Origin of the sequence: Mycobacterium sp. AT1, from assembly GCF_002043095.1 — a bacterium.
GTDB lineage: Bacteria > Actinomycetota > Actinomycetes > Mycobacteriales > Mycobacteriaceae > Mycobacterium.
The window spans coordinates 39,222-56,272 of sequence record NZ_MVOC01000057.1; the positions used below are offsets into that span (position 1 = coordinate 39,222).

Sequence of the window (17,051 nt, forward strand, 5' to 3'; positions counted from 1 at the left end):
ACGACCGTTTGCCGGCATGTCCTTCGTTGGGTTTGCGGGCCGACCTCGGAGCAACGTCTCAGCGACCGGGGGGTGCCACCCGGTAGATGGCGTCGGCCGCGTCGTCGGTGACGTACACGGCGCCGTCCGGACCGACCACCGCGGCGACGGGTCGGCCCCACCGCGTCCCGTCCGCGGCCTGGAACCCGCCGACGAGGGTCTGTTGGTTGCCGAGGTTGCCGTTCTGCCAGGGAAAGAAGGACACCTCCGGCGCGCGGGGCGGTTGCCGGTTCCACGAACCGTGTACCCCGACCAATGCCCCCTTGTCGTACGGCGCGGGCAGGACGCCGTCGACGAAGGCCATTCCGAGCGGCGCCGAGTGTGCGCCCATGCTCTGCTCGATCGGCGGCAGCGTCGCGCAGTCGAGCTTCGACCCGTCGGCGTTGGTCTGCACGTCGCGGATCAGGGGCAGGTTGGCCGGACCGCCGTTGGGATTGCAATACGGCCAACCCAATTCACGGCCCGGGGTCAGCTTGGCGAGGGATTCCGGGGGATTCTCGTCCACGTAGTCGGGAACCACCTGGCCGTAGGACGGACCTTGGTCGGGCACCTCGACGTTGTCGCGGTTGTTGACCGCGGTCCACACGGCTCCGTCGGGTGCGACGGCCAGTCCGGTGCCGTTGCGAACGCCGGTCGCGAACGGCGCGTACGGCCCACCGCCAGGCGGGACCCGCATCACGGTGGCCCGCTGGGGGTTGGCGGTGCGGTCCTCGGCGGAGATGTTTCCCGTCGATCCAATCGAAAAGTACACGGCCCCATCGGGTCCCACGGCGACGCTCTTCAGCGCGTGAGAGTAGGCGCCGCGGAGGTCGGGGCTCTTTGCGTCGGGAAGATCAGCCGCGACGGTGCGTTGGGGCGTGGCCTTGCCGTCGGCGTAGGCGAACGCGTCGACCTGATCGCTCTCGGCGATGAAGAGGGTGGAGCCCTGGAAGGCCAGGCCGTGGGGCTGGTTCATGCCGTTGACGAGGAGTTGCATTTGCGGACCCAACCCCGATGGCTCGATCCGGATCACCTGTCCGGCGCTGGGCAACGACACCAGCAGGGCGCCGTCCGGTGCCCAGACCGCCAACCGCGGTTTGGGCACCCTGGCCCAGACCGACATCGTCCAGCCCTTGGGCACCAACGCCTTTCGTGGTTCGTCGAACGGCTCGGCGGCGAGGTCGCCGGAGACCTGAACCGTCACCTCGTCGAGACCGGCTGCGCTCGGCGCCTGGCTCTGGGTGCTGGTGGTCTCCGACGCCGGCGGGGCGCTCGTGGAGCACCCCGCCAGCAGTAGGACCCCGACTAGGGTAAAAGCCTTATGCCGCAGACAAACTCGCATGCATCTCCCAGACCAGGATCTCCGACGGTTCGGTCGCGGTGATCCGCTGGCCGCCCGATGCCGTGAAGCGCACGGCGTCGCCTTCGTGCAGTGGGCCCGCGCCCTCGAGTACGACCTCGCCGCGCGGAACGAACAGGTGCAGGTACGGCGCCTGCGGCAACTCGACGGTGTCACCGGGCTCCAGCCGCGCGCCGCGAAGGGCGGCGTACTTGTTGCTGATGGTGATCGCGGCGTCGTCGGCGTGCTCGGGCATGCCGGAGGCGATGGTCACCAGCTTGCCGCGCAGCGCCTCGTCGTCGATCTCGAGCTGCTGGTAGCCGGGGGTGATGCCGGACTCGTCGGGCACCACCCACATCTGGACGAAGTGGACGGGGTCGGCATGCGTGGCGTCGCCGGTGAGCGTCCACGAGTCGTTCTTCTCGGAGTGCAGGATGCCTCGACCCGCTGACATCCGTTGCGCCAGACCGGGATAGATCACACCCGAGTGGCCGGTGGAGTCCTGGTGGACCAGCGATCCGCGCAGCACCCAGGTGACGATCTCCATGTCGCGGTGCGGGTGGGTGTCAAAACCCCTGCCGGGCTTCACGACGTCGTCGTTGTTGACCAGCAGCAGGCCGTGGTGGGTGTTGTTCGGGTCGTAGTTCCCCCCGAACGAGAAGGAGTGCTTGGAGTCCAGCCAGGAGATCTTGGTGGCGGAGCGATCCTGTGCGCGTCGGACGTCGACGATGTCGGTCGTGGTCATGAAGAGCTCCTCGGGCGTCGTCGCCAGCCTAGGTGGCCGGCACTGGACACGACAACATAGATGATGTGTCATATATTCCATGTGGCTTTCCGAGGAGCAGCAGCGGGCGTGGCGTAACTACCTGTCGATGAGCGCTCGACTGCAGGTCGAGATGAACCGACAGCTGCAGCGCGACTGCGGACTCTCGCTCGCCGACTACGACGTGCTCGTCGCGCTCGACGAGCTCGCGGTGTGTCGGGTCAACGAACTCGGGGAGCGCCTCGGCTGGGAGCAGAGCAGGCTGTCGCACCAGCTCAGACGCATGCGGACCAGGGGACTCGTCGACCGTCGTGGCGCCGACGACGACCGCAGGGGTGCCACCGTCGAGCTGACCGACGCCGGCCGCGCGGCGCTCGAGACCGCCGCGCCGGCGCACGTCGAGTTCGTCCGCGACGTGGTCTTCGAGGGCGTGACTGCCGCCGAGCTGAAGGCAGTCGGTAGCTGGACGTCGCAGGTCCTGTCACGGTTGGGGCGGGGGTCTGCTTAATCTGTCCTGCGTGGACATCAACGGAGCAAGTGCAATCGTCACCGGTGGCGCGTCGGGTATCGGTGCGGCCTCGGCCCGCCAGCTGGCCGCCAAGGGTGCGCGCGTCGTCGTCGCCGACCTGAACGCCGAGCGCGGACAGGAACTCGCGCACGAGATCGGCGGCGTATTCGTCAGCGTCGACGTCACCGACACGGCGCAGATCGAAGACGCCGTCAACACCGCAGCGGACCTCGGCCCGCTGCGCGCCCTGGTGAACTCGGCAGGCATCGGCTGGGCCCAGCGCACGATCGGCAAGGACGGGGAGTTCGCCTCTGCGCACAACCTCGACGTGTACAAGAAGGTGCTCGCGATCAACCTGGTCGGCACCTTCGACTGCATCCGGCTGGCCGCCACGGCGATGAGCCGCAACGAGCCCACCGAGACCGGCGAGCGCGGCGCGATCGTCAACATGACCAGCGTCGCGGCCTTCGACGGTCAGATCGGCCAGGCGGCCTACTCGTCGTCAAAGGGTGGCGTCGTCGGCCTGACCCTGCCGGTGGCCCGCGATCTGTCGGCCGTCGGCATCCGCGTCAACACCGTCGCCCCCGGCCTGATCGACACCCCGATCTACGGCGAGGGGCCGGACTCGGAGGCGTTCAAGGCCAAGCTCGGCCAGTCCGTGCTGTTCCCGCACCGCCTCGGCAAGCCCGACGAGTTGGCGTCGATGGTGGTCGAACTGATCACCAACTCGTACATGAACGCCGAGGTGGTTCGCGTCGACGGCGGCATTAGGATGCCCCCGAAGTAGCCGCCCCCGTCCGCCGAATGTGGACTTCCTCCACGCGTTCTCGACGATGGCGTGAAGGAAGTCCACGTTCGGCGGGTGGTCCCAGGATTCGGGGCTAGCGTGATCGGGTGCCCTCCGTCGCGGTTCGCTTGGCCGCCGTCGCCACGGCCGTGACCCTGGTGCTCGGCGGCTGCTCGCAGAACGCTCGCACCACCACCGCAGGCCCGTGGCCCCCCGATCCCGGACGCGGGCCGTGCGAGGTGACCAAACAACCCGACGTGCCCGCCACGATGCGCGACGGCACCGTCCTGCGCGCCGACGTCTACCGGCCCAAGACGTCCGACGCCGTGCCGGTGATCCTGATGCGCACGCAGTACGGCAAGGAGGGCGCCCAGGCCGGCACCCGTTACCAGCCACCGGACTGGTTCGCCTCGCACTGCTACCTCGTCGTCGTGCAGGACATCCGCGGCCAAGGCGCCTCCGGCGGCACGTTCAACGAATTCACCCACGACCAGGCCGACGGCTACGACTCCGTCGAATGGGCGGCCGCCCTGCCCGGGTCGAACGGCAAGGTCGGCATGTACGGCTCGTCCTACGTCGGCGCGACGCAGTGGCTGGCCGCCGTCACCGCGCCACCGCACCTCGTCACGATCGTGCCCGCGAACACCGCGTCGGACTACTACGACGGCTGGACCTACGAGGGCGGCGAGTTCCGCCTGGCCTTCGTGCTGCCGTGGGCCATGGAGTCGATCGCCACCACCGCCGCGCAGAACCGCGGCGACCAGGCGACCGTCCACGAACTCGCCTCTGCGGTAAGGGATCCCACCCGGTGGCTGGACTTCCGGCCGTTCAAGGACCTACCGCCGTTGCAGCCGGGAAACCCCGCGGTGGCGCCGTGGTACTTCGACTGGATCCGGCATTCGACGCGGGACGACTTCTGGAAGCAGGTCAGCATCCGCGACCGCTACCCGGCGGTGACCGTCCCGGTGATGCACTTCGAGGGCTGGTACGACGCGTTCCTCGCCGGCGGCGTGGAGAACTTCGCCGGGATGGTGGCCCACGGCGCGACCGCCGAGGCCCGCGCGAACCAGCGCCTGGTCATCGGTCCGTGGGACCACGTCGACTGGGGCCGACCCGACTCGAAGCCCGCCCCGATGCTGAAGTCGATCGGCGCGGTCGCGAACAGCCCGGTCAACGAGCTGATGCTCGAGTGGTACGACCACTTCCTGAAGGGCAAGGACAACGGCATCGGTGGCGCGCCTCGGGTGGACTACTTCCTGATGGGCGCCAACGTCTGGAAGACCGCGACGAATTGGCCGCTGCCGCAAACCCGTCCGACGACGTACTACCTGTCCGGGTCGGGTGGGGAGGACCGCACGGGGGAGTTGCGTGACGCCGCCCCCGGCGCCGAGGCGCCCGACGTCTACACCTACGACCCTCGCTTCCCCGCGCCCAGTCTGGGTGGGCACTCCTGCTGTGGAGCGCAGTCCGGACCGCAGGGACCCTACGACCAGACTCCGGTCGAACAGCGATCCGACGTCCTTGTCTACAGCAGCCCGCCGTTGCCGGAGGACACCGAGGTGACGGGGGCCGCGACGGTCGACCTGTGGGCTCAATCGTCGGCTCCCGATACCGATTTCACCGCCAAGCTGACGGTGGTCAAGCCCGACGGCGAGGTCGTCAACCTCAACGACGGCATCCTGCGGACGTCCTTCCGCGATTCACTGTCCAACCCGACACCGGTGCCACCCAACCAGCCGACCAGGTATCGGATCCAGATCTGGCCCACCAGTTACCAGTACCGCGCCGGGGACAGGATCAGGGTGGAGATATCCAGTAGCGACTACCCGCAGTTCGCGCCCAACCCCAACACCGGTGAGCCGTTCGGCCAGAGCGCGAACACGGTGGTGGCCACGCAGACGATCCTGCACGACGCCGCGCATCCGTCGAGCATCACGCTGCCGGTGATTCCGGCGGGCTGACCGCCTACAGCGTGGGCGCCAGCCCGAACTTCTCGAACAGCTCGCCGTCCTGCGCGTGGAACGCCACCACGTGTGACACCCCGCCGGCTCGCACGCTCAGCACGTGCAGCTGAAACGCCTCGTGGGCGCCCGTCTCGCGGTTGAGCATGTACAGCGCCGCCGCGGGCTGGCCGTTGGCGGTGGTGCTGACGAAGCGCATGTCGCCTGCGCCCTGTGCGGGGCAGTGCACCTTCGACAGGGTGACGATGTCCGCCGGACCCCGATACCAGCCGTCGAAGGGTGGCATCTCGAAGATCGCGTCGTCGGTGAACAGCTTCACCAGCTGATCCATGTCGTAGGTCTCGAAGGCGTTGACGTACTTCGCCAGCAACTCCTGCGCCTCCGGCGACTCCGGCGCGGCGATGTCGTCGTCCTGGTTCGGCTGAATCTCGTCGAGCTGCGCGCGGGCCCGCTGAAGAAGGCTGTTGACGGCAGCGGTGGAGGCGCCGATCGCCTCGCCGACCTCGGCGGCCTTCCACTGCAACACCTCGCGCAACAGCAGGACGGCGCGCTGACGGGCCGAAAGGTGTTGCAGCGCAGCGATGAACGCCAACCGGACTGAATCGCGGGACGCCACGATGACCGACGGATCCGACGGATGCTCGTCGGGGGCATCCGGCAGCGGCTGTAGCCAGGTGACCTCGGGGTGCTGGGCGATGTCGGCGGTCGGGTCGGAGTTGGGGGCGCCGAGACCGCTGGGCAGTGGTCGACGCTGACGCCCGTCGAGCGCGGTCAGGCACGTGTTGGTGGCGATCCGGTAGAGCCAGGTGCGAATCGACGATCGGCCCTCGAAGCCGTCGTAGGACTTCCACGCCCGAAGGTACGTCTCCTGCACCAAGTCCTCGGCGTCGTGGAGCGACCCCGTCATCCGGTAGCAGTGGGCAAGCAGCTCCCGCCGGTACCGCTGGGCGTCGGCGAGGAAGGCGTCCTTGGAGTCGAATGTTTCGGCGAGCACACTCACGAACCCGAGCCTACTCAAGGGGTGTGACGAGCGACACCGTCGTCGTCTGAACCGTTCAGCCAGGCCCGCTAGTCTCCCCTGATGGCCACTTCCAGCAGCGAACGCAGCTTCGACGGTGTCGGCGGCACGAAGATCGTCTACGACGTGTGGACGCCCCCCGTTGAGCCGCTTGGCGTGGTGATCCTGTGCCACGGATTCGGCGAACACGCCCGCCGCTACGACCACGTCGCGCAGCGCTTCGGCGAGGGCGGACTGCTCACCTACGCCCTCGACCTGCGCGGACACGGCCGCTCCGACGGCAAGCGCGTGTACCTGAAGAACATCGCCGAGTACGCCGACGACTTTCACCACCTGGTCGGCATCGCCACGGCCGCCAACCCGGGGCTCAAGCGCGTGGTGCTCGGCCACAGCATGGGCGGCGGCGTCGTCTTCACCTACGGCGTCGAGCATCCCGACGACTACGCCGCGATGGTGCTGTCCGGGCCCGCGGTCTACGCCCAGGACGAGGTGTCGCCGGTGATGACCGTCGTCGCCAAGGTGCTCGGCAGCGTCCTGCCTGGGCTGCCGGTGGAAGAGCTGCCCGCCGCCGCGGTGTCCCGCGACCCCCAGGTCGTCGCCGCCTACGAGGCCGACCCGCTGGTGCACCACGGCAAGTTGCCCGCGGGGATCGCCAAGGCGCTGATCGGCGTCGGCGAGACCATGCCGCAGCGCGCGGCGTCGTTGACGGCTCCGCTGCTCGTCGTGCACGGCGGTCAGGACAAGCTGATCCCGGTCGCAGGCAGCCGCCGCCTGGTCGAGTGCGTCGGCTCGTCCGACGTCAACCTGAAGGTGTATCCCGAGCTGTACCACGAAGTCTTCAACGAACCCGAGCAAGCGGTGGTACTCGACGACGTGGTGTCCTGGATCGAGGTCCGACTGTGAGGGCGATCCTCGCCGTGCTGGCCGCGCTGTTCCTCGTCGCGGGCTGCTCGTCGGACGGCAACGACGCCGCCGCCCCGCCGCCGCGACAGGGCTGGGTCGAGGACGACGTCAGCTTCACCGCCGACGGGCTGACCATCTACGGCACCTACCGGCACCTGGTCGACGCCCCACCCGGCCCCGCGGCGCTGCTGATCTCCGAGAGCGGAAACACCGATCGCAACGGCGACAACGCCGTGGCCGGGCCGGTCGGCAACATGCGCCAGCTGGCGGAGTACCTGTCCGGCAAGGGAATCAGCACCCTGCGCTACGACAAGGTGGGCACCGGCAAGACGGGGCTTGGGCCGTACGCGCTTCGGCCCGCCGAGGTCGGCAGTGCGGTCTACGACCTGGGCGCCAAGGCCGCCGTCCGCCACCTCGCGGGCCTGCCGGGCACCGACAAGGCGCGGCTGTCGGTCTACGCGCTCGGCGAGGGCACCGTCCACGCGATGTCCCTGGCCAACGACAAGGCTCCAGACGCACCGAAGATCCACTCGCTCGGGCTCTTTGCCCCGCTGGCGGGTCGCTACCTCGACATCATCACCGGACGCGTGCGGACCGGTCTTGACGCCGACGTCGCGGCAGGCGCCAAGACGCGCGAGCAGGCCGACGCCGTGCTGACGACGTGGGACGCCACCGTCGTGCAGGCGCGGACCACGCGCACCGCGCCAGCCAAGTTGCCGGAGGGGCTCGGCGCAATCCTCAATCCCCAGAACGTCGGAGCGGTCGTCGAGGCCGACCTGATCGACCCGCTGGTGTCGGCGGCCGCCCTGCCTGCGGGCATGCCGGTGCTGGCCACCTGCTCGGACGCCGACAGCCAGGCGAGTTGCCCCGCCGAGCAGCCGTTGTTCGACGCGCTTGCCCACACCGCGCTGACCGTGGTGCGGCTCAAGGGCGTCAACCACGTGCTGCGCGACGACCCAACCGACAACGTCGGCAACTATTCGAAGAAGGATCCGCTGTCGCCTCAGCTGGTGACCGCCCTGGACGGCTTCGTCGGTAAGTAGTGGCTAGACTTCGACGATGACGAGAACCGTGGTTGCCAAGGCCTATGGTGGGCCGGAAGTCCTTGCGCTGCAAGACATCGAGCTTCCCGAACTCGTCGAGGGTCAGGTGCTCGTCGACGTGCGGGCGGCGGGCACCAACCCGTTCGACGCCAAGGTGTACAGCGGCGAGATGGGCGACGATCCGACGAGATTGCCGATGCCGATCGGCCTCGAAGTGGCGGGTGTCGTCGCGGCGGTCACGCCGGGCGCCACCGGATACACCGGACCACTGACAGTCGGCGACGAGGTAATCGTCACGAACGTCGACGGCGGCTACGCCGACCAAGTCGTCGCGAACGCCGCTGACGTGGGCCGCAAGCCCGAGAACATCAGCTTTGAGCAAGCGGCGGGCCTGGTCTTGGCCGGCGCGACGGCGTGGCACCTGTTGACCAACACGCGGGTGGGGACGGGCGACACCGTGCTCATCCACGGCGCCAGCGGCGGGGTGGGGTTGATGGCGGTGCAGCTCGCGGCCGCACGCGGAGCTCGGGTCATCGCCACCGCGAGCCCCGCTCGGCACGATCAGCTGCGCAAATACGGCGCGGAACCGGTCTCGTACGGCGCCGGGCTCGCCGACCGCGTCCGTGCGATCGGGTCGGTCGACGCGGCGCTCGACCTGGTCGGCACCGACGAAGCGCTCGACACGTCGGTCGAACTCGTCGCGGACCGTTCCCGGATCGCCACGATCGCCGGTTTCGCACGGGCGGCCGAACTCGGAATAGCGGTGCTGACCGGGGCGGAAGGCGGTCAGGCGATCCGCGACGCCGCCCGGCCCGAACTCGTCGAACTGGCGGCGCAGGGACAGCTCGAAGTCACCGTCGACCGGGTGTTTCCGCTCGCCGAGGCGGCCGAGGCGCACCGGTATCTGCAGACCGGTCACGCCCGCGGAAAAGTCGTACTGGTCCCATAGCTTGATGCCATGAGCGACGACAAGATGCTGGCGCGCATCGCAGCCCTTCTGCGCCAAGCCGAGAACACCGAGAACCCGCACGAAGCCGAGGCGTTCATGTCGGCCGCGCAGCGGCTCGCGACGACGACGTCAATCGACCTGGCGGTCGCCAGGGCGCATTCGGCGACGCGCACCGCCGCGCAGGCGCCGATTCAACGCACGATCACCATCGGGGAGGCGGGCAGCAAGGGCCTGCGCACCTACGTTCAGCTGTTCGTCGCGATCGCCTTGGCCAACGACGTGAAGTGCGACGTCGCGTCCAACTCGACGTTCGTCTACGCCTACGGTTTCGCCGAGGACATCGACGCGACGCATGCGTTGTACGCCAGCCTGGTGGTGCAGATGGTCAAGGCTTCGGATGCCTACATCGCGACGGGTGAACACCGGCCTACCCCGACGATCACCGCCCGGTTGAACTTCCACCTGGCGTTCGGTGGCCGCGTCGGGCAGCGGCTTGCCGAGGCGCGTGAAGAAGCCAGGCAGTCCGCCACCACCGGCCGAGATCAGCAGCCGGGAACGGCAGTCGCGTTGCGCAACAAGGACATCGAGCTGAAGAGCTTCTACCGCGCGGCGTCGAAGGCGCGCGGCACCTGGCGTGCCAGCAGCGCATCGGCTGGCTATTCGTCGGAGGCCCGACGGGCCGGGGACAGGGCGGGTCGACGGGCCCGGCTTGGGCCGAGCACCGAGCTGTCCGGGGCGCGAAAGCCCCTGGGCCGGTAGGTGCCGCGCGACACGCAGCGATCCAAGGTCTACGCCGCCGAACAGTTCGTGCGGACGTTGTTCGACCGCGCCGCCGAACGGGGGACCAGGGCCGTCGAATTCTTCGGCGCCCAGCTGACCCTGCCGCCGGAGGCGCGGTTCGCCTCGGCGGACTCGGTGCGGAACTACGTGGACGACGTGCTGGCCCTGCAGTCGGTGCGGTCGCGATGGCCCGCCGCCGAACCGCTGACGGTCCGCGCCCGCCGCGGCGTCACGGCCGCGCACTACGAGTACGACGGCGGTGTTGCGACCATCGCGGTGCCCGACCGGCAGAGCACGTGGGCGCTGCGGGAGCTGGTGGTCCTGCACGAGGTGGCCCATCACCTGTGCCGATGCGAACCCCCACACGGACCCGACTTCGTCGCCGCCTTCTGCGAGTTGGCCGAGACGGTGATGGGCCCGGAGGTGGGGCACGTGCTGCGGGTGACCTACGCGAAGGAAGGCGTACGGTAGCCAGGCATGGACGAACCGGACCCACGGGCACTCGACGCGATGTACGGCGAGTTGTTGCACACCGAGGACGCGGCGCTGGCCGCCGCACGCGAAAGTGCCGTCGCCGCAGGCATGCCCGCCATCGAAGTGTCCGCCCAGCACGCCAAGTTGCTGACGCTGTTGGCGACCATCTCCCACGCCACTAGCGTGCTCGAGATCGGCACCCTCGCCGGGTACAGCACGATCGCCCTCGCCCGCGGCGTCGGAGCGACCGGTCGCGTCGTCACGCTGGAGTACGAACCGCGGCATGCCGAGGTGGCCAGGGCAAACCTGGCCGCCGCCGGGGTCGACGACCGCGTGGAGATCGTGGTCGGCGCCGCCCTGGACACGCTGCCGACGCTCGCCGAGCGGGGTGAGCGCTTCGACATGTTCTTCGTCGACGCCGACAAGGAGAACAACGTGGCGTACGTGACCTGGGCACTCGAGTTGGCCACCCCAGGGGCGGTGCTCGTCGTCGACAACATCGCCCGCTTCGGCCGGGTGCTCGACCCCGCGCCCGACGACCGTCAGGCCCTGGCGGTGCGGGACATGTTCGCGATGATGGGTGAGCACCCCCGTCTGGACACCGCTGCGATCCAGACCGTCGGCACCAAGGGGTGGGACGGCTTCGCCGTCGCCGTCATCCAGCCCTGAGCCGAATGCGAACGCCTGTCTGACGTTCTTCGCGCAACGCCGCGCGCGCCGGTCGTGTTCTTGTAGCGTCGGAAACGTGCCGCCTGCGCGGAGGACACGCAGCATCGCGCCCGTGACCGTGCTGGTCACGCTCCTCTTCGTGGCCGCTGCCGCCCTGCGGGGATACGTCCCGGGTGCCGAACTCGGCCCCCGCAGGCCGTCCACGGGCAACCCGCTCGTGTCGGCCGTGGTCGTCGGGCTGCTGGTGGCCTCGGTCGCCGTCGTCGCGGTTGCGGTCGCCGCCAGGTTGCGGAACCGCACCGTCACCCCACCCCGGGTGGCGAGCAGACCGGACTGGTTACGCGGTGACCGGGGGCGCCCGACGTGGCGGATCGCGCTGGTCGCGTTCGGGGTGATCGTCGGCTGGCTGCTGCTGTCGACGCTGTTGAGCCGGTTGGGCACGGGTCTCGGGGACGACGACGCCGACGGCGCGGGTGCGACGCCGACCGCGACCGACGCCGCGCAGCCCGCCACGGATGCGGGTGGGACCCTGCCGGCCCCGACGCTGCCACCCGACCAGGGGACGGGCCTACTCGGTTACTTCTACGCCGCGACGGCCGTCTTCGTCGTCGTGCTGGTGGTCGGAACGATCGTCGCCGCCCGCCGACGCGGTTCCCTGCCGTCGAGCGTTCCCGACGTCGAGCACTCCGATCCGCCCGCCGCCGCCGGATCCCAATCCCTTGCTCTCGCAGCCGAAGTGGGTCTCGCCGAAGTCGAAGACCTCAGCCGTGAACCACGCAAGGCGATCATCGCGTGCTACGCCGCCATGGAACGCCAGCTGTCGCTGCTGCCCGACGCCGCGCCGCGCGACTTCGACACCGCATCGGAGGTGCTCGCGCGCGCCGTCGACCATCACGCCCTGGCCCCCGACAGCGCCACCCAGCTGGTCGACCTCTTCGAGGAGGCCCGCTTCAGCCCGCACGTCATGAACGAGGGCCATCGCGACGCGGCGGTCACGGTCCTCACCCAGGTGTTGGGCGAGCTTCGGAGCCGGGCGTGAGAAGGATCGGGGTCGTCGCGATCGTGGTGGTCCTCGGCGTGCAGCTGCTGGCGCTAGTGCATCCCGACCGACACGTCGCGCTGTGGATGGGGGCGGCCGCCGCGACGATCGCGCTGCTGACGGTGCGCTGGTTGGTGGTGCGCGACGCCGGCTCGGCGTTCGACGACTCCCGCGCCCGCGACCCGGCCGAGACCTTGCGCCGCTGGCGGTCCAAGACCGAGATCATGATCGCCCGCGCCGACTCCACCCGCTCGGACTGGGACAAGTATCTGCGGCCCATGCTCGCACGGCAGTTCGAACTCGCGACCGGCGCCCGAAAGGGCAAGGACCCGAGGGTGTTTCGCGCCACCGCCGTTGCGCTCTTCGGTGAGCAGCTGTGGGTGTGGGTGGATCCCGACAACGTGTCCCGCACCGGCGTCGACGAACCGGGACCGGGCCGCGCGGTGCTCGACGACGTGCTGCGGCGACTGGAGGGCATATGAGCTTGCCGGTGACCACCACCGCCGCCCGCTGCGAGGCGGTGCTCGACGAGATCCAGCGCGTCGTCGTCGGCCGACGGCCCGCGCTGACACTGATCCAGACGGCGCTGCTGGCGCGCGGGCACGTCCTCATCGAAGACCTTCCCGGCCTTGGCAAGACGCTCATTGCGCGGTGCTTCGCCGCGGCGCTCGGGCTGGAGTTCACCCGGGTGCAGTTCACACCCGACCTGCTGCCCGCCGACCTGCTGGGGTCGACGATCTACGACATGCAATCGGGGCGGTTCGAGTTTCGCCCCGGCCCGATCTTCAGCAACCTCCTGCTGGCCGACGAGATCAACCGCACACCGCCCAAGACGCAAGCCGCGCTGCTGGAGGCGATGGCCGAACGTCAGGTGAGCGTCGACGGGATCACCCACCACCTTCCCGACCCCTTCATAGTGCTGGCCACCGACAACCCGATCGAATACGAGGGCACCTATCCGCTGCCCGAGGCGCAGCTCGACCGGTTCACCATCCGGTTGGAGCTGCGCTATCTGAGCGAGCGGGACGAGGCCGCGATGCTGCGACGCCGGCTGGACCGCGGGTCGGCCGAGCCTGCCGTCGCCCAAATCGTGGACGGGACAGACCTTCTCGCCATGCGCGAGTCGGTCGAACAGGTCACCGTGCACGACGACGTGCTGCAGTACGTGGTGTCGCTGGCGGCGGCCAGCCGCCAGCATCCCCAGGTGGCTGTCGGTGCGAGCCCGCGCGCCGAATTGGACCTCGTCCAGCTGGCCCGCGCCAGGGCGCTGCTGCTTGGCAGGGACTACGTGATCCCCGAGGACGTCAAGGCGTTGGCCGTGCCCGCCATGGCGCACCGGATCAGCTTGCGCCCGGAGATGTGGGTCCGGCAGGTGCGCACTGGCGACGTGGTGGAGGAACTGCTGCGGCGGCTGCCGGTGCCGAGGACCCGCGGGACGACGTGATCGAGACGCGTTCGGTCAACGTCGAATTGCGTTGGCGGGCATCGCCACTGGCGCTGTCGCTGGCGTCGTGCGCGGCGGTGGCACTGGCCGCGGCGCTGATCGGGTCGCGGTGGCAGCTCGTGGTGTTCGCCGCCCCGCTGATCGGTGTGCTGGTGTCCCTGCGGTGGCAGCGCCCGCTGCCGACGGTTCAGGTGCACGCCGAGCCGGGCCTGGTGCGCTGCTTCGAGAACGAACGGGTCCGACTCGAGGTGTGGTCGAACGCCGACGGCCTGACGGTCGAGGTGGCCGGTGGCGCGGTCCTCGAGGTGACCCGCCTGCCGTCGGGCCGGTTGGAGATCGTGACGTCGGCGCCGCGGTGGGGCCGGTACCCGGTGACCGTCCGGGTGCACGTGACCGGCAAGGGCGGACTGCTCGCCGGATCGCCATCGGCCGGGTCCGTGACGGTCGCCGAGATGTTCGTATTTCCCGTCGCGCCAGCACAATCCACCGCACTGCCTCGGACCGAGCTGCTGGACCGCCTCGGAACCCACCTGACCCGGCACGTCGGAAGGGGCGTCGAATACGGCGGAATCCGCGCGTACGTGCCTGGCGACCAGTTGCGCACCGTCAACTGGCCGGTCAGCGCCCGCCGCGGCAGCCTGCACGTCACCGAGCGGCTGAGCGAACGCGCCACCGACGTCGTCGTGCTCGTCGACGGTTACGACCAGCCGCCGGGGCCCGCCACCGAGGCCGCCGAGCGCACGATGCGTGGCGCGGTGCAGGTGGTGCAGAGCGCGCTGCGCAACGGTGACCGGGCGGGCGTCGTCTCCCTGGGCGGTCACACCCGTTGGCTGAGCGTCGACATCGGCCGACGCCAGTTCTACCGCGTCCTCGACGCGATCCTCGGCGCGGGGGACGGCCACGAGACCACCCCCGGCACGCTGGCGCCGCGGGCCGCGATGCCGCCGGGTGCGGTCGTCGTGGCGTTCTCGACCCTGCTCGACACCGACTTCGCCCTTGCACTCATCGACCTCTGTCGCCGGGGCCACGTGGTGGTAGCAGTCGACGTCCTCGACGGTGCGCCCTTCGAAGACGTCGACGACCCGCTGATCGCCCGAATGTGGTCCATGCAACGAGCTTTCATGTATCGGGACATGAGGACCATCGGCGTCGACGTCGTCGGATGGTCGACCGACGGCACCCTCGACCAGGTGATGGGCCTGGTGCCGAGGCGGCGCAAGAGGGCAGCGGCGAGGAGATGACGTGACCCGCCTGCTGTCCCTGGCCTTCGGACTGCTGATGGTGGCCGCGGCCACCCTGGCAAGCGGCGGGCCCGCGCTCGTCCTGGCGGCGGTGGCCGTCGCCGCGCTGTTGGCGGGGTTGGTGATTCGGCTCGCGGCGACCCTCGCGGTGGTGGCCGTCGGCGGGGCGTTGGCCCTCTCGGAGCCGTCGCCGGTGGTCGCGGCGATCGCAGGGCTGGCGGCCACCGCGTACCTGGTGGTCCGGCACGCCGACGGCACCGATGCCGCGTCCGCCCTCACGGTGCCGACGGTGCTGGCCGCGCTTGGGCTGTCCGCCGTGACCGTGCTCGGCGCGACCGTTCCCCTCGCCCTTCCGTGGGTGCCGCTGGTGGCGCCGTTGGCCGTCGTCGCGGCCTACGTCATCGTGCTCGACCGGTACGCCGGGGATCCCGGACGCGGCGGCCCGCTACGCTGACCAACCCATGACAGGTGTCAAGCCCGACCGACCCAGCTGGATCGCCCGACTGCTGGACTTCGAGCGTGACGGCGACGTGTTCACTGCTCCGCAACCGCCGGCCGGTCCGGGCACCCGCCTCTTCGGCGGGTTGATCGCCGCCCAGTCGCTGGCTGCCGCGGGGGCCACCGTCGGGCCCGACAAGCACCCGCAGTCGCTGCACCTGTACTTCGTGCGCGGCGGGGAGTACGGCGTCGACGTCGAATTGAACGTCGTCCGGACCAGGGACGGCCGCTCGTTCGACACCCGGCAGGTCACCGCCGTGCAGAACGGTAAGACCATCCTCGAGATGATCGCGTCGTTCCACCGGCCCGAGACGGGCGCCGACTGGCATCCCGTGTCGCCGCCGGGCCTCGAGTTCGAGGCGGCCGTGCCGAAGGCGCACGACTTGGGCTTCGCTGACCGCTTCGAGCTGCGGACCAGGCCCGACGACTATTCGCCCTTCGCGGTGCCACCGTTCTGGATCCGCACCAAAGACCGCATCGAGGATTCGGCGCTGGTCCAGGCCTGCACCTTGACGTTCATGTCCGACTTCGGGCCGGTGCCGGTCGCGCGGCCGCGCGACGCTCCGAGTGACCTCGAGGCAGGCTTCGCGGCCAGCCTGGACCACGCGGTGTGGTTCCACCGCCCCTTCGTGCCGCACGACTGGCACCGCTACGAGGTCAAGCCGCTCAACAACAGCGACTCTCGCGGACTCGTCGTCGGGTCGATGTACTCCGGCTCCGGTGCGCTGATCGCCAGCACCACCCAGGAGGCGCTGTGGCGATTCTGACGGGCTGGGACACTGTGAGGCGTGAGCACACCTAGCGCGCCCGCGGCACCCCCGAGTTGCTATCGGCATCCCGACCGCGGCACCTACGTCCGCTGCGCGCGGTGCCAGCGATACATCTGCCCGGACTGCATGAGGTCCGCGGCTGTCGGGCACCAGTGCCCCAACTGTGTGGACGAGGGCGCCAAGTCGGTGCGCAAGCCGAAGCGCAACCTCGGCGCCATGCCCGTCGTCACGTATGCGCTGGTCGCCGCCAACGTGGTGATGTTCGTCCTGCAGATGGTCGTGCCGGGACTGGAGCGGGCGCTGTTCCTCTGGCCCGCGGGCGTGGTGGCGTTCGACGAATACTATCGGCTGCTGACCTCGGCGTTCCTGCACGACGGACCGACCCACATCCTGTTCAACATGTGGGCACTGTGGGTCATCGGCCCCCCACTCGAACGGTGGTTGGGCCGCACCCGGTTCGTCGCCCTGTACTTGCTGAGCGCGCTGGGCGGATCGGTGGTGGTGTTCCTGTTGACGCCGATCAACGTGCCGACGCTGGGAGCCTCCGGCGCGATCTTCGGCCTGTTCGCCGCCACGTTGGTGCTCGCCCGCAAGCTCAACCTCGACATGCGGTGGATTGCCGGACTGATCGTGGTGAACCTGGTCATCACGTTCGTCGTGCCGTCGATCAGCTGGCAGGGCCACCTCGGTGGCTTGCTGACCGGTGCGGCTCTCGGCGCGTTGTACGGCTACGCGCCGCGAGCCCATCGCGTGCTGATCGAGGTGGCGGCGTCACTGGTGCTGGTGGCGTTGTGCGTCGCCCTGGTGTGGTGGCGGGCGACGAGCCTGCTGACCGGTGTCGGCTAGC

The 17,051-nt window shown here is 69.7% G+C and carries 19 protein-coding genes; 16 read left to right on the forward strand and 3 right to left on the reverse strand.

All coding sequences use genetic code 11. The annotated features are described in order from the left end of the window. Positions 1-58 precede the first annotated feature (58 nt). Together B1790_RS24955 and B1790_RS24960 are read right to left on the reverse strand one after the other, a co-directional pair. Complete coding sequence (locus tag B1790_RS24955) at positions 59-1,360, reverse strand: sorbosone dehydrogenase family protein (RefSeq protein WP_079925966.1); 1,302 nt, start codon at positions 1,358-1,360, stop codon at positions 59-61. Then, the gene (locus B1790_RS24960; protein ID WP_079925967.1) at positions 1,338-2,102 is read right to left on the reverse strand and encodes a pirin-like bicupin family protein; all 765 of its coding nucleotides are present in this window, start codon (positions 2,100-2,102) and stop codon (positions 1,338-1,340) included. The genes B1790_RS24955 and B1790_RS24960 overlap by 23 nt, the downstream gene beginning before the upstream one ends. Positions 2,103-2,172: 70 nt before the next feature. On the opposite strand from B1790_RS24960, the gene B1790_RS24965 reads away from it, so the two are divergent. The 3 genes from B1790_RS24965 (at position 2,173) to B1790_RS24975 (ending at position 5,376) form a co-directional block, all read left to right on the forward strand. Next, positions 2,173-2,628, forward strand: a complete 456-nt coding sequence (locus tag B1790_RS24965) for a MarR family winged helix-turn-helix transcriptional regulator (RefSeq protein WP_079925968.1) — start codon at positions 2,173-2,175, stop codon at positions 2,626-2,628. A gap of 10 nt (positions 2,629-2,638) precedes the next feature. Then, positions 2,639-3,415 (forward strand): SDR family NAD(P)-dependent oxidoreductase, encoded by a 777-nt coding sequence (locus B1790_RS24970; RefSeq protein ID WP_079925969.1) that lies wholly within the window; start codon positions 2,639-2,641, stop codon positions 3,413-3,415. A gap of 269 nt (positions 3,416-3,684) precedes the next feature. Continuing rightward, positions 3,685-5,376 carry a CocE/NonD family hydrolase gene (locus B1790_RS24975; protein ID WP_233165317.1) on the forward strand — a complete coding sequence of 564 codons (1,692 nt, stop codon included), beginning with the start codon at positions 3,685-3,687 and terminating at the stop codon, positions 5,374-5,376. A gap of 4 nt (positions 5,377-5,380) precedes the next feature. Here the strand turns inward: B1790_RS24975 and B1790_RS24980 are convergent, their stop codons facing one another. Beyond that, the gene (locus B1790_RS24980; protein WP_233165306.1) at positions 5,381-6,376 is read right to left on the reverse strand and encodes a sigma-70 family RNA polymerase sigma factor; all 996 of its coding nucleotides are present in this window, start codon (positions 6,374-6,376) and stop codon (positions 5,381-5,383) included. Positions 6,377-6,457: 81 nt separating this feature from the next. Between B1790_RS24980 and B1790_RS35090 the strand changes: the two genes are divergently transcribed. From B1790_RS35090 to B1790_RS25040, 13 genes are all read left to right on the forward strand, one after another. Further along, positions 6,458-7,297, forward strand: coding sequence for an alpha/beta hydrolase (locus B1790_RS35090; protein WP_198952117.1), 840 nt, complete (start codon positions 6,458-6,460; stop codon positions 7,295-7,297). After that, positions 7,294-8,340 carry a hypothetical protein gene (locus tag B1790_RS24985; protein WP_079925972.1) on the forward strand — a complete coding sequence of 349 codons (1,047 nt, stop codon included), beginning with the start codon at positions 7,294-7,296 and terminating at the stop codon, positions 8,338-8,340. The genes B1790_RS35090 and B1790_RS24985 overlap by 4 nt, the downstream gene beginning before the upstream one ends. A 16-nt stretch (positions 8,341-8,356) precedes the next feature. Next, complete coding sequence (locus tag B1790_RS24990) at positions 8,357-9,289, forward strand: NADP-dependent oxidoreductase (protein WP_079925973.1); 933 nt, start codon at positions 8,357-8,359, stop codon at positions 9,287-9,289. A 9-nt stretch (positions 9,290-9,298) separates the two neighbouring features. Continuing rightward, on the forward strand, positions 9,299-10,048 hold the full coding sequence (locus B1790_RS24995) for a DUF2786 domain-containing protein (protein WP_079925974.1): 750 nt from the start codon (positions 9,299-9,301) through the stop codon (positions 10,046-10,048). Next, the gene (locus B1790_RS25000; protein ID WP_079925975.1) at positions 10,049-10,540 is read left to right on the forward strand and encodes a TIGR04338 family metallohydrolase; all 492 of its coding nucleotides are present in this window, start codon (positions 10,049-10,051) and stop codon (positions 10,538-10,540) included. Positions 10,541-10,546: 6 nt separating this feature from the next. Next, positions 10,547-11,212 (forward strand): O-methyltransferase, encoded by a 666-nt coding sequence (locus tag B1790_RS25005; RefSeq protein ID WP_079925976.1) that lies wholly within the window; start codon positions 10,547-10,549, stop codon positions 11,210-11,212. Between the two features lie 112 nt (positions 11,213-11,324). Next, a complete protein-coding gene (locus B1790_RS25010; protein WP_233165307.1) occupies positions 11,325-12,251 on the forward strand; it encodes a DUF4129 domain-containing protein in 927 nt (308 codons plus the stop codon). Further along, complete coding sequence (locus B1790_RS25015) at positions 12,248-12,733, forward strand: hypothetical protein (RefSeq protein WP_079925977.1); 486 nt, start codon at positions 12,248-12,250, stop codon at positions 12,731-12,733. Before B1790_RS25010 ends, B1790_RS25015 begins: the two co-directional genes overlap by 4 nt. After that, the gene (locus B1790_RS25020; protein WP_079925978.1) at positions 12,730-13,695 is read left to right on the forward strand and encodes a MoxR family ATPase; all 966 of its coding nucleotides are present in this window, start codon (positions 12,730-12,732) and stop codon (positions 13,693-13,695) included. Before B1790_RS25015 ends, B1790_RS25020 begins: the two co-directional genes overlap by 4 nt. Then, entirely contained in the window at positions 13,692-14,936 is a 1,245-nt protein-coding gene (locus tag B1790_RS25025) for a DUF58 domain-containing protein (RefSeq protein WP_079925979.1), read from the forward strand. The genes B1790_RS25020 and B1790_RS25025 overlap by 4 nt, the downstream gene beginning before the upstream one ends. A 1-nt stretch (position 14,937) precedes the next feature. Continuing rightward, entirely contained in the window at positions 14,938-15,390 is a 453-nt protein-coding gene (locus B1790_RS25030) for a hypothetical protein (protein ID WP_233165308.1), read from the forward strand. Positions 15,391-15,397: 7 nt separating this feature from the next. Beyond that, the gene (locus B1790_RS25035) at positions 15,398-16,201 is read left to right on the forward strand and encodes an acyl-CoA thioesterase II (RefSeq protein ID WP_079925980.1); all 804 of its coding nucleotides are present in this window, start codon (positions 15,398-15,400) and stop codon (positions 16,199-16,201) included. 21 nt (positions 16,202-16,222) lie between these two features. Continuing rightward, positions 16,223-17,050 (forward strand): rhomboid family intramembrane serine protease, encoded by an 828-nt coding sequence (locus B1790_RS25040; RefSeq protein WP_079925982.1) that lies wholly within the window; start codon positions 16,223-16,225, stop codon positions 17,048-17,050. Position 17,051 lies beyond the last annotated feature (1 nt).